The organism is Peribacillus sp. FSL K6-1552 (genome assembly GCF_038005205.1).
GTDB lineage: Bacteria > Bacillota > Bacilli > Bacillales > DSM-1321 > Peribacillus > Peribacillus butanolivorans.
In genome coordinates, this window is the sequence record NZ_JBBOST010000001.1 from 2775289 (window position 1) to 2787066 (window position 11778).

The following is an 11778-nucleotide window of genomic DNA, read 5'->3' on the forward strand; positions in this document are numbered from 1 at the left end:
CATTACTTTTATTTGTTTCAATTGAAATAATTAAGTTTAGTGATATATTACTAATTAGTAGTTTGAGCCTGTATGGTGTTTCTATTATATGTACGATTATCGCTGTGATAAGGAAAGAACAAGATAAGATGAAGTACATCCCATTCCTTACACTAATCCCCTTTACTCTTTATCAATTATTAATTTTATTGGTTTTTTCATTAGGGAAATTCATAAATGGGTAAACTAACGGGGCAGTATTCCTGTCCTGTATTAACTGAAATACTAAAAAGTTTGTGAAGAAATCTACTTAAACTAACGGGTGCGTTAGTTCATTAACAAGGGTTGCTGCGGCAGCCTTTTTCTTATGGCACTAACGGGGCAGGTTAGTTGAATAAGAATCCTTTTATTTCACTCGAATTAATGTAATTATATGGTAATATAAAAATGAAGGGAAATTGATTTTTAAAACGGAAAATCCTATTGAAAAATTCAATCATTGGTGGTGTTATTCTCATTGAAAACTATCCAAAAGATGTATGAGCATTTAAATTGGGCTAATCAACTTATTCTTGAAACATTGCAAAGTATTGAAGATAAAAATCAAGAGGTGAGCCATTTGTTTTCCCATATCCTACTTGCAGAAAAAGTATGGATAACTAGATTACGAGGATTGGACAGTTCACGACTGCCGATCTGGTCAGAGGTCGATATAGAAGTCTGTGCAGAGCTTGTTATGCACAATAAAGAGAGCTTAACAACGTTTCTTACTAATTCATCAAATACTGACCTAGATAAATTAATATCCTACACAAATAGTAAAGGAAAAGAGTTTAAGAATTCTGTACGGGATATTTTAACTCATGTAGCATTGCATGGTCAGTATCATCGAGGACAGATTAACTCACGACTGCGATCAGATGGTTTTGAACCAGCTAATATTGACTTTATTACATTTGTGAGATAGATGTATTCGGGGTAGCCTTGTTCAATACTAGTTTATGATATGTGTCTATGTTCCACTAACAGGTGCGTTAGCTGAAAATCGGAGCTTTCTTTAAGGCAGCTTTTTCTTTATGCAACTATCGAGGCAGGTTAGTTTAGAAGCAAAATGGAAATATAAGAATTATAATGTATTTCTATCAATAAATTTTGGAGGAATTATATATGTATGTAACGGTTTCAGACTTTATTAAAGAATGGAATAGGGAAGCTTTGTTAACTCAAAACGTTTTGGAAGGTTTAACAGATGAATCTTTAAAACAACAAGTTTATCCAGAAGGTCGTACTTTGGGAAGGATTGCGTGGCATCTAACAACAAGTATTCCGGAATATTTATCTCATTTTGGGTTGAACATTGATGGAGTAGAAATTGCAAAAAGTGTCCCAACTTCAGCAAAGGAAATTACTGAAACCTTTAAAGTGGTAAATTCTCACGCATCCCAAATCATTGAACAACAATGGACAGACAAATCCCTAGAACAAATACAAGAAGCATTTGGAAGACAGGAATCAAATGCTCAAATACTAATGGGACTAATCAAGCACATTGTTCATCATCGTGGTCAAATTACCGTTTTGATGCGTCAAGCAGGATTAAAACCGTTTGGGGTATATGGACCACCAAAAGAAGATTGGATTCATTTAGGGGTGGAAAATCCACCACTTTAATAATGAACTAACGGGTGCTTTAGTTGATTAACAGGGGTTGCTGCGGCAGCCTTTTTCTTATGGCACCAACGGGGCAGGTTAGTTTATGAAGCATAGTTTGTACCGAAATATGTGGTAAAATTGTTTTACATAATAATCCATCAATTGTTTATTCATGAGAGAAAGGTTGATAAATAAATGTACCAATTTTTCACTTTAATCGCTGAAAACTTCATGCCTATTTTTTGTATTATATTTTGTTTAAATCTAGTCAGTATTATTAAAAAAGCAGTGGCACATGAAAGTACTGCAAAGAACACATTTTGGCTAACTGTATCTTTTATTCTTATAGCTTGGAGTATTTCTCTTTTTGCACCATTATACTGACCAGAATTTATAGCTTTAGTAAATAAATATGTATAAATATGAATTTGCCGTTGAGTAACTTCGGCTTTTTTAATAGTTTGTGTCAACTCTACCAAAGGTCTGATAGAACTAAAAGGTTGATTTACAAATTAGTTATTTAGTAAAAGAAAGTGACAAGAATTATATAATAGTAATGGGGTATATGATAATGATAAGTGCATCAACTTGGTTTGACCCTTACGTCTTGGAGGTTCTTGAAATACCAATTGTTATTATATTGGGAACTTTATCAGCGTGGTTTACTAAGAAAGCAGTGGTAGGACCCTTAGTTCATGTTACATTATCCCTGCTTTTCTATTTGTGGATTTGGGTATATTTTTATTCATCTAATTCATCTGAATTTTTTGCTGTACATATGAATGACTTTGAATCTTATATGATAGAAATAATGTTTCTTTGTGTTACATGGTTGCTATCATGGAGTGTGTTAAAAGCCAAGAAATTCAACTAACGGGTGCGTTAGCTGAAGATTAGAGCTGTCTTTAAGGCAGCTTTTTCTTATGCAACTAAAGGGGCAGGTTAGTTGAAGAACATTATTTCTAATAAATTCAATATTTGTTAATATAAAGGGGGCTAATGATTTGCGTTTAAATTAAAAAAGAGGAGGAATACAATGAAACGAATGCCATTCGAACAACCAACAGACCATTATGATGAAAAGGTTTTTTCAATAGATGAACAACTTTGTGCATTACTAAAACAACGGAAGGAAATTTCAAACAATGATCCAGGTTTTCCACCTCATAAAAATATCTCAAATTGGGCAGAAAGGTTCGGACTGTACGAGGAATTGTTAAATTCAGTATTCGGTACATTGAGAGATGATGAAGAATTTAGACCACGTGTTGAACCAAAAGAATTTAGACGGCATTTACCCATCTTAAAATCAGTTGATAAAGGTGAATATATATATACGGTAACCTTTATTCGGCAGTACCAGAATGCAAGCGTGGTTCATCTTAATATCGATTGGGATCCGATGAAGGATTCACCAGGCGGCCGACATCAACACAATTTTTTCGAATTGTTTTTAGGAGAACAATATGATTGTCGATGGGATGCTGGAAGTGGTTCAACAGGGCAATTCGTATACAGTTTTATCGTGTCTCCGCCTTTACCTGACGATATTTCAGGACTTGATTTAGTTTTTAGAGAATATAGCGGTCCTTTTGGGGACAAACCCACAGGTTTGGAAATCTCAATGCATTTGTAATAATTTCACTAGAGGGAATGATTATGTTCATTATTAGGATGGAACGCCCTTTTTTGCTATTTCTTAATGAACAAACGGGTGCGTTAGTTGAACAAGGAGTTGTCTTTAAGGCAGCTTTTTTTTATGCAATAACGGGGCAGGATAGTTCCATAAACGTAAGTAACAGTGTTAAGAATGAATGGATTTGATACCTATAATTTTTTCGGTCACAAAAAAAACGCTATACTCTTTCCAGCGTTTTTCTCATAATACATTCTGCTATTGTACTTTTCTTTTGTTTAAAACCCATGTTACTCCTATCGATAAAATAAACAATACACCAGCAGCAAGTGACACTGCCGAGATTAATTCCTGTCCTGTCATGGTGAGGGCTTTTGCCAATTCGACTGAATATGATAGGGCTAAGGCTGTCATTAGTTTTGAGAGTGAAGCAATCAGAATAAATCTGCAAAAAGAAACTCCGCCTATCCCCGATCCCAGGCAAATGATTTCATCTGGGAGAATCGGGATAATAAACAGAAGGAATAGGATGGCCGTTTCATTTTTTTCTACATAGTTTTGGTAGGTTTGCAAGTGCTTTTCTTTTACTAATTTTAATGCAAGCTTTTGTCCACCAATCCTAGCTATTAGGAACATGACTGCTATTCCGGCAATAGTTCCGAAAAAACCTAGATAAGCTGCGGTAAATGAGCCAAAAACTGCACTACCTGCAGGAATTGTTACAGCTTCAGGCAAGGGTAATATGATTGGCTGAAGGAAACAAATAAGTAGGAAAAGGAGTTTGCCTAATAGGATATTTTCTCCTAAAACGCTCTCAATACCGTTCGCATCTGCCAGAATCAAAAACTTTGTAGAATAAAAAATCAGACAGACAATAATCAAAAAAATGCTCAAGTACACTAAGGAAAGACTCGTAAGTTTTAAATAGTTTACTTTTTTCATTTTTATCAAGACAAGATTAATAGACAGAATGCCTATTAAGATGACTGTAAATATAACTTTATAAATTATCAGCAGCGATGGTAAAAATACAAAAACGCACATGGCTGCAAACGCGCCCATCAATAAATTCGTCCAAAACTCAGGCAGTTTCTTTCCAATAACCACAGTATTCTTTCTCCCTTTAAGTGATATTTGTATGATTAAGTGTACTGGCTATGCCATCTTAAGAAAACAGACCTGGGGTTTAACTGAAAGTAAGACCTGAGGCTTAAATTTCGTGAGATCATTCCCATTATCATACTTTCAAGTTCAAGGGAAAAAGTACCCTTAATTAACTAACGGGGCAGGATAGTTGTATAAGAACTATGAACCAAATTTTGTTAATATCCCTTGATATAGGATAGAATTAATATATTAAAACAAGATTATATTGGGAGGGAAACCATGAAAGAAAGTACAAAAAAAGAAATTTATTCTTGGGTAAAATCAATTGTCTTTGCATTCATCATCGCTTTTATTTGTAGACAGCTTCTTTTTACACCTACAACTGTATTGGGAGCATCAATGTCGCCTACCTTTCAAGACCAAGATAGAGTAGTTGTAAGTAAAACGACTGAAATTCAACGATCTGATGTGATTGTATTCGATGCACCAGATGTTGAGGGTAAAGACTATATTAAGAGGGTAATAGGTCTTCCTGGAGATAGTATTGATATGAAAGATGATGTGCTCTATATTAATGGAAAAGTCGTAGAAGAACCGTATTTAAATGCAAATAAAGAAGATAATCCATTTAATAAACTGACAGAGGACTTTTCATTGCAAGAAAAAACTGGAGAATCCAAAGTGCCTAAAAACATGTTATTTGTGATGGGGGATAATCGTTTAAATAGTAAGGATAGCAGGATTTTCGGATTTATTTCCTACGACTCGATTGTTGGAGAAGTGAAATTTCGATTTTATCCATTACAAGAAATCGGCATACCTAAATAGTTGCCAAGGCAATCTTTTCTTAATGAACAAACGGGTGCGTTAGTTGAAGATCAGAGCTGTCTTTAAGGCAGCTTTTTCTTATGCAACTATCAGGGCAGGATAGTTTAAGTAGGGGAAATAATATCATTAGTAAATTAGGAATTAAGAATGAGCGATAAGAGGAGGTAATTGGTGGGAATGAATAAATTAATAGAAAAAGTCTTAGAATATAATGGTCCAGTTGAACGGTTTAAACAGAGTGGATTAACTCTTGTATATCTATCTCAAGAATTAAAAGAAGATAAGAATATTGTATATCCAGACAATGTTGCTTACGCCTTTTTTTCTCCTGTTACAGATGATTTTTTATTAGAAAAGGAAAAGGAAAACAATATTGAATTTCCAAACCTTTATAGAGAGCTTCTAAAAGGTTGTAATGGTTTCTCATTGGAGATTGGTCATTTTAATTTTTACGGATTGGACTTGGATTTATGGAAGGGTTTCTCTCATAAAGAGAAGGCTTTTTTTGGACCTGACGTTATTGAAGTTAACCAATCATTTGCACCAAAGAAAATTAGTAGTCGATTTTTTATTATAGGAGAAGATTATCATAAAAATTGTTGGATAGGCATTAAGGATGAAAAAACATACACAATTAATAGATATGGTAAACAGTTAGAAGAGATTGATTTTATTAATGAACGTATATCTTCTGTTGAGGAATTTAATAGAAATTCTAATGAAGCAATCTCTCACGTAAAGGGATTGTATAAAAATTCGTAGTTGATGATGAATTTGAGAATTTTGAAGAAAGTGAATCAGAATCAGACGAGTAAAACAGGGAGTGAATTTTGGATTATAGACTCTAAGAGAGATTTACTTTTTATTTAAGTAGAAAATAACACCTTCTTCTTCAACTAACGGGTGCGTTAGTTCTATAAGGATCACTAAAAGGATCTCTAAAAATTATCAAACTATTTAATAAAAACTGTATACTAAATCACGAGTTTTGGAACAAATTCTATAAAAAATAAAATTTTATTTATGAAATACAATAAAAGATTGGATTTGAGTCAATATTTTGGACAATAAAAAGTTAAATCTTAAGCTGTATTCCTAATTCGATCTTCAATGGCTTGTGGGGTTTGATAGCCCAGGCTGCTGTGAATTCTTTTTCGGTTATACCAACCTTCAATAAATTGGAACATCGCTAATTTAGCTGTTTGATAGTCTAGATATTGTACGTGGTTGACTTCTTCCTTTTTTAATAGGGCATGAAAGGATTCAATACAGGCATTATCGTACGGGCAACCTTTCTGACTAAAGGATTGCTTAATATGATGGTTTTGGATATGTTGAGTAAACTCACTGCTTGTATATTGTGAGCCAAGATCTGTATGAAGAACTAAGCCCTCCGAGGGCTTTTGTGAAATGTGTGCGTTATTGAAAGCTTTTATGACCAGTTCTGTCGTCATTGAACGAGAAAATGAATACCCTACTATTTTCTTAGAATGAAGGTCCAATACCGAAGCTAAATAACACCATCCGTCTTTTAACGTGTGGATATACGTAATATCTGCTACCCATTTCTCATTAATGGTCTGAGTAGTGAAGTCTCGTTTTAGCAAATTATCCAATTGAATAACCTTTTCTTTAGATGGATAGGGACGGTATTTTTTCTTAGTAATAGAACGAATTCTTGCCTTGCTCATTAAACGTTGAACACGCTTTAGACTTAGGGAAAACCCTTTGGTTAATAAGCTTTCATGAATCTTTGGAGCCCCATATCGTCCCTTGCTTTCCAGGTAAATCAGATGAATTTCCTTCGTGAGTTCTTGGTTTTCCTGTTCGCGATTTGATACGACTATTTGAAGGGACTGATAATGGCTGCTTCTTGGGATTTCTAGTATTTCACACATCTTCTGTACGGGATATTGTTTCTTGTGTTCCTCAATAAATTCGGTAAGATCTGTCTCGGTTACTTTTTCGCGAATATGGCCATAGCCTTTTTTAAGATTTCAACTTCTTGCTTTAACCGAAGGTTTTCCTTCTGTATGGCGGCTAATTCCTTTGGAGTCATGGACTCTTCCCCTAAACCGATAGGAGTAAATTCTTTAACCCATTTATAAATGGTAACTTCTGATACGCCATATTCGCCGCTTAATTCTTTGACCGAATTACCCGAGTGATAAAGATCTACAATAGTTACGTCTAAATCTACTACACAAAGAAATGATTATACTGGTTTTGACCCATCCATTGATGAGGCTTTAGTGGGTTTTGTTGAAATTGGATTAGCAATACACAAGGGTACTAAATCAAAGTTAAACGAGGCTATTGGAATCTGTGGAGTAGACCAGCTTATCATTGCTATTAAAGAATTGGAATTCATTTGTCGAAACAATAGTATTCCAGAATCTAAATGGCTAGGGTACTTCTCTAATAATATAATTTCAAAAGCTAATGAGCGTAAAAAACAGGTGGAGATACAAAAAAGCGCAAATGAAAAATTAATGAATGAACCTGTTATTCCATTGTTTGATTACAATAAAGCGTATAGTGAAACTCACAAACGATTAAAGGAAAAAGAAATAGAAAAGAAAAAAGAGGAAGAAGAAAAGCTTTGGAAGAACCTTTCGATATTTTCTGAAGAGCAAGAAAAGCCTAAAGAAGATTGGTTGGTTGCATTAGGACTTTGAAAATGGGTGTGTAATTAGAGGGAAGGCATTAAATAGTTTCTTAGTTGAAGCTTTCTAGTACCTACTTGTTTTGTATCGTTAAATTGTGGATAAAGTTTTATCAGTCGAGAGTAGCATATTATAGTGCTACTTTCTTTTAATATACGCTCAAAAATTTAACAGTGGTATGGTATGATTTACCTGTATGGAGAGACTAGGAGATAGTACTTAAATTAAAATGCAGTGCAAAGAGAGGTGTACAGAGAAACAAAAGGATAGTGAAGTTTGAATTAGTATTTTTGAATAAGGATGAGTTGATTGAATACATGGATATTTCAGGGGAACCCCAAAGATTTTGATATTGACAGATATATACAGAATCAAAAATACATATGGTGGGCATTAAGGCAGAGGCGTTTTCGAGATAAAATTAAATTAGATGATGAAGTTTTTATGTGGAGGTCAAATGGGGATAAGCGAGGTACTGGAGGTATACTAGCAAAAACTCGAGTGGTAGGTTTACCTCAAGAAAGACTAAATGATGAAAGTGCAAAGGATTATTGGCATACAAAGGCCTGGAAGAAACCATATCTAGGTGTGAAGTTAGAGGTTTTAGAAGTAAGAATGCTAGAGGGATTTATAAGCAGGCTTTCTCTTCTTGAGCATACTGTATTAAAGGATTTACTTATTCTGAGACAGCGTACGCAAACAAATTACTTGTTGTCATTAGAGCATGCAATTGAACTTCAGAAGTTATGGAACTCTAGCAATAATAGCATTCAAAATGAACTTAAAAACAATTTTCATAGAGAGTTGGAAAGTATTGTTGATGATGAAATAACAGGAACTGAGAAAGAGCAGATTATTAAATCTAGAATTGGTCAATCCGCTTTCAAAAAGGCACTTTTAGTGAATGACAAGAAATGTAGATTATGTGGTGTAACAGATGAACGGTTCTTAGTAGCTAGCCATATCAAGCCTTGGAGCAAATCTAATAATCATGAGCGGTTAGATTCAAATAATGGTTTGTTGCTTTGTCCGAATCATGATGCGTTGTTTGACAAAGGGTATATTAGCTTTGATGTGGATGGAACAATCATGATTTCAGCTAGTTTAGATGAAGCTACAAAGGTTTTTCTTAATATAAATGAAACTATGAATATTAGGATGAATGAGAGTCAGCAGGAGTATATGAAATGGCATAGGGATAATATGCTTAAGACTGAACTATATCATAGCAGTTAAGAGGATAGTAAAGGAGGGGACATAGTGAGGTTAGAGTTGTTGATAAAGATAAGTGAAGTGTTAGTTCAATATGCTAATCGAGAGGAAGTTATTGAATATGGGCAACTATGTAAAAAGATTGGATTAAAAGATGTTCCACCTATTGTACTAAAAGACCCATTAGGGGAGATTTCAGTTCGTTGCATTGAACATGGTTATCCTCCTTTATCTGCTATTGTTATAAATAAGGAAACAAGGTTGCCTGGAGATGGACTATTTAATTATGTTGCTCCTAAGATGGGATATTCCAATTTGACTTATGCTCAATACGAAGATTTTTATGAACAACAGAAGAGGGATGTTTTTGATTTTAACAGTTGGAAGTCGTTTCTTTCTTCTTTTAGTGAGACAAACGGTATTGGAGAGAGTAATTACTCAGATTCTAAAAAGCAGAAAAATGTATCAAAATCCATTTCCCAATCTGTTAATAAGTTTAACAAAGATGAATTTCAAAATGAATTGAAAACTAGAAGATACATTAGTGGTAATGAAACTCCCTACTACATTTTAACGGTAAAAAGATTCCAGGAAAATCAAATTCAAGGTCCATTCAGATTTCAAATCTTACTATTAAAAAATCATAGGTTAGTTACAAAGGTTACTATTAAACATGAAACATCTAAACAGCTACTAACACCTGCGAAGAAACGGGGAATAAAACTTTTATTTGAACACTCTTCAACAATTAAATTTGAAGATGTATCGATGGTTCATTATAAGCAAGATAGACCTAATGGTAACGCATGGGAAAAAGAGCCATCTAATGATTTTCGTACATTATTTGGGGCGTATCGTGAAAAATATATTGAACATATAGTAATAAATGATATAGACGCAGAAATTGCCCAAGAGGATTCATATTATAGAGACGGTGAAGTTAAGTTTTATCATGGTGCTCGATATGAAAGAAATCCAAAAAATCGTATAGAAGCAATTCGCATTCACGGTACTATATGCAAGGTATGTGATTTTAACTTTGAAGAGGTTTATGGGGAGCGGGGGAAAGATTTTATAGAAGTACATCATATTAAACCACTTAGTACTTTCAAATATGAGATGGTTATTGACCCTAAAGAAGACCTTGTTCCTGTCTGCTCGAATTGTCATAGGGTGATACATAGAAAAAAAGATGACGTGTTAAGTGTTGAGGAGTTAAGAAGTTTAATTAGTAATGGGCTAAATAAAAAGAGGCAAGTGACAGATAACTAGCCTATCTACTAGTAGGGGGAGGGATGGCGTTTCTTTGTTAGGGCTACTTTTCAAAGACTGATTTAGAGAGATGACTAGAGAGAACTGGTATAAAAAATATATTTTCAATCTATAAATTAGGAGAAAAACTGATGATAAGTGATGATAAAAAATCAAGAGGGCAACTTAAAGGTTATATACTTGAAGTTGTAGTTAGAATTCTTCTTGAGAAACATGGATGGTATGCTATACAAGAGGAGGTAGAAAACAAAGTTAAAATAAGTGGTCAGGAAGTCGAATTTAGGGGTAGGGGAACTTGGCATCAAATTGATGTCCCATGTTATTTTAACAGAAGGATACCATATACATATCCATTAAGATTACTGGGCGAAGTGAAATTTTATTCGGTGGAGATTCAAAAGGAGAAAATAAGGGAGTATATTGGTGTAATGAAAGACATTAATGAGAATCTCTTCGTTGATGAGGATAGTTTAGGGCAAACAAGATACACTAATATTGCAGTATATTTTTCAGCAAGTGGCTTTCAAGAAGAGGCTATAAAATTAGCTTATGCTCATGAAATTAAAACTGTTTCATATAAAAATAATATGGAATTTAAACATTTAAGGAATTTTGTAGAAGTGCTAGAAACTGTTTTGCCAGTCAGTAAGACAATTGTAAAGGGTAAACGAAATGTTTTTCTGAAGGATTTAGATGGCTTGTTAAGAGATTTTCAACAAAATATTGGTGTTTTTTCGAAAAAATACTTTCAAGGTAGTAAGAAACCCGATTTTATAGCTAGACAAAATTTGGAAAGGATTTCAAATTCTTTAAATCAAATTCAGACAAGTTTTTTAGCTAATAGCAATTCAGGGATAATGTTACATATTTTAAGTCAAAATGAATTTCCTAAAGATTTATTTAAAAAGACTGATGAACAAGAGTGCACAATGAACTTTACAAAAATGGAAAATGATTTCAACACATGGTTAGAATTCTCCCAAGATTCGAATAAGAGAAAATACCATTTTGCTTTACCAGAAAGTTTACTTAGGAAATTAATTAAAGAAGAAAAAATTATTTTTCATTTCCCTTACATAATAGATAATATTTTAAGGTCGTTATCTTTGAGATTTAAAAAGGAATCCATAGAAAAATTAATTGATGAGATAAGTAAAAGAAAGAGTAGTAAAAAAAGAAAAAAAGATTAAGAAAGTCACAGTCACTTTCTTAAATTTACTACTTTCTAATTACAGTAAAATCTTAGAAAAAGAAGGCGAGCAAGAATCATACGAAATTAAACAAGACAGATAATAAGAGGATAAAAATTGACTAATTTGCTGGGACAAGGTAAAAACTAGTCCCATTACTTAAAAAGGAATTGAACAATATACTGTTTAAAATCTTAGCTACAGTCAAAGAAGACTCCGCTCATAGACTTCATAA

At 33.6% G+C, this 11778-nt stretch carries 12 protein-coding genes; 10 read left to right on the plus strand and 2 right to left on the minus strand.

Annotated features, from left to right (window positions below; all coding sequences use genetic code 11):
* Nucleotides 1-496: 496 nt before the first annotated feature.
* The 4 genes from NST21_RS13475 to NST21_RS13490 all read left to right on the plus strand — a co-directional run bounded on the left by NST21_RS13475 (nucleotide 497) and on the right by NST21_RS13490 (nucleotide 3456).
* The gene (locus tag NST21_RS13475) at nucleotides 497-946 is read left to right on the plus strand and encodes a DinB family protein (RefSeq protein ID WP_340889574.1); all 450 of its coding nucleotides are present in this window, start codon (nucleotides 497-499) and stop codon (nucleotides 944-946) included.
* 200 nt (nucleotides 947-1146) lie between these two features.
* Nucleotides 1147-1650: a DinB family protein gene (locus tag NST21_RS13480; RefSeq protein ID WP_340889576.1), complete on the plus strand. Its 504-nt coding sequence runs from the start codon at nucleotides 1147-1149 to the stop codon at nucleotides 1648-1650.
* 1018 nt (nucleotides 1651-2668) lie between these two features.
* Nucleotides 2669-3268, plus strand: coding sequence for a hypothetical protein (locus tag NST21_RS13485; protein WP_340889578.1), 600 nt, complete (start codon nucleotides 2669-2671; stop codon nucleotides 3266-3268).
* Nucleotides 3269-3291: 23 nt separating this feature from the next.
* Nucleotides 3292-3456, plus strand: coding sequence for a hypothetical protein (locus NST21_RS13490; RefSeq protein WP_340889579.1), 165 nt, complete (start codon nucleotides 3292-3294; stop codon nucleotides 3454-3456).
* 70 nt (nucleotides 3457-3526) lie between these two features.
* Here the strand turns inward: NST21_RS13490 and NST21_RS13495 are convergent, their stop codons facing one another.
* On the minus strand, nucleotides 3527-4375 hold the full coding sequence (locus NST21_RS13495) for a TVP38/TMEM64 family protein (RefSeq protein ID WP_340889580.1): 849 nt from the start codon (nucleotides 4373-4375) through the stop codon (nucleotides 3527-3529).
* Between the two features lie 279 nt (nucleotides 4376-4654).
* Between NST21_RS13495 and lepB the strand changes: the two genes are divergently transcribed.
* Both lepB and NST21_RS13505 read left to right on the plus strand, forming a co-directional pair.
* Entirely contained in the window at nucleotides 4655-5203 is a 549-nt protein-coding gene (gene lepB, locus NST21_RS13500; protein WP_340889581.1) for a signal peptidase I, read from the plus strand.
* Between the two features lie 177 nt (nucleotides 5204-5380).
* Nucleotides 5381-5965 carry an SMI1/KNR4 family protein gene (locus NST21_RS13505; RefSeq protein WP_340892543.1) on the plus strand — a complete coding sequence of 195 codons (585 nt, stop codon included), beginning with the start codon at nucleotides 5381-5383 and terminating at the stop codon, nucleotides 5963-5965.
* Between the two features lie 320 nt (nucleotides 5966-6285).
* Here NST21_RS13505 and NST21_RS13510 read toward each other — a convergent pair.
* Nucleotides 6286-7385 (minus strand): IS3 family transposase gene (locus NST21_RS13510; RefSeq protein WP_445670595.1). Its coding sequence is split into 2 segments (ribosomal slippage): nucleotides 6286-7187 and nucleotides 7187-7385, totalling 1101 coding nucleotides; the frame shifts between segments, so codons are not numbered across the junction.
* Between the two features lie 70 nt (nucleotides 7386-7455).
* Here NST21_RS13510 and NST21_RS13515 point away from each other — a divergent pair.
* The 4 genes from NST21_RS13515 to NST21_RS13530 all read left to right on the plus strand — a co-directional run bounded on the left by NST21_RS13515 (nucleotide 7456) and on the right by NST21_RS13530 (nucleotide 11543).
* Nucleotides 7456-7881 (plus strand): hypothetical protein, encoded by a 426-nt coding sequence (locus NST21_RS13515; RefSeq protein ID WP_340889582.1) that lies wholly within the window; start codon nucleotides 7456-7458, stop codon nucleotides 7879-7881.
* Nucleotides 7882-8178: 297 nt separating this feature from the next.
* Nucleotides 8179-9105 carry an HNH endonuclease gene (locus NST21_RS13520; protein WP_340889583.1) on the plus strand — a complete coding sequence of 309 codons (927 nt, stop codon included), beginning with the start codon at nucleotides 8179-8181 and terminating at the stop codon, nucleotides 9103-9105.
* Nucleotides 9106-9129: 24 nt separating this feature from the next.
* Nucleotides 9130-10353: an HNH endonuclease gene (locus tag NST21_RS13525; RefSeq protein ID WP_340889584.1), complete on the plus strand. Its 1224-nt coding sequence runs from the start codon at nucleotides 9130-9132 to the stop codon at nucleotides 10351-10353.
* 131 nt (nucleotides 10354-10484) lie between these two features.
* Nucleotides 10485-11543 carry a hypothetical protein gene (locus tag NST21_RS13530; RefSeq protein WP_340889585.1) on the plus strand — a complete coding sequence of 353 codons (1059 nt, stop codon included), beginning with the start codon at nucleotides 10485-10487 and terminating at the stop codon, nucleotides 11541-11543.
* The last annotated feature ends 235 nt before the right edge of the window (nucleotides 11544-11778 follow it).

Excerpts from the sequence above, each read along its gene's own strand:
- NST21_RS13480 (WP_340889576.1), top strand. The coding sequence starts at position 1,147 with ATGTATGTAACGGTTTCAGACTTTATTAAAGAATGGAATAGGGAAGCT.
- NST21_RS13485 (WP_340889578.1), top strand. The coding sequence starts at position 2,669 with ATGAAACGAATGCCATTCGAACAACCAACAGACCATTATGATGAAAAG.
- NST21_RS13490 (WP_340889579.1), top strand. The coding sequence starts at position 3,292 with ATGTTCATTATTAGGATGGAACGCCCTTTTTTGCTATTTCTTAATGAA.
- lepB (WP_340889581.1), top strand. The coding sequence starts at position 4,655 with ATGAAAGAAAGTACAAAAAAAGAAATTTATTCTTGGGTAAAATCAATT.
- NST21_RS13505 (WP_340892543.1), top strand. The coding sequence starts at position 5,381 with ATGAATAAATTAATAGAAAAAGTCTTAGAATATAATGGTCCAGTTGAA.
- NST21_RS13530 (WP_340889585.1), top strand. The coding sequence starts at position 10,485 with ATGATAAGTGATGATAAAAAATCAAGAGGGCAACTTAAAGGTTATATA.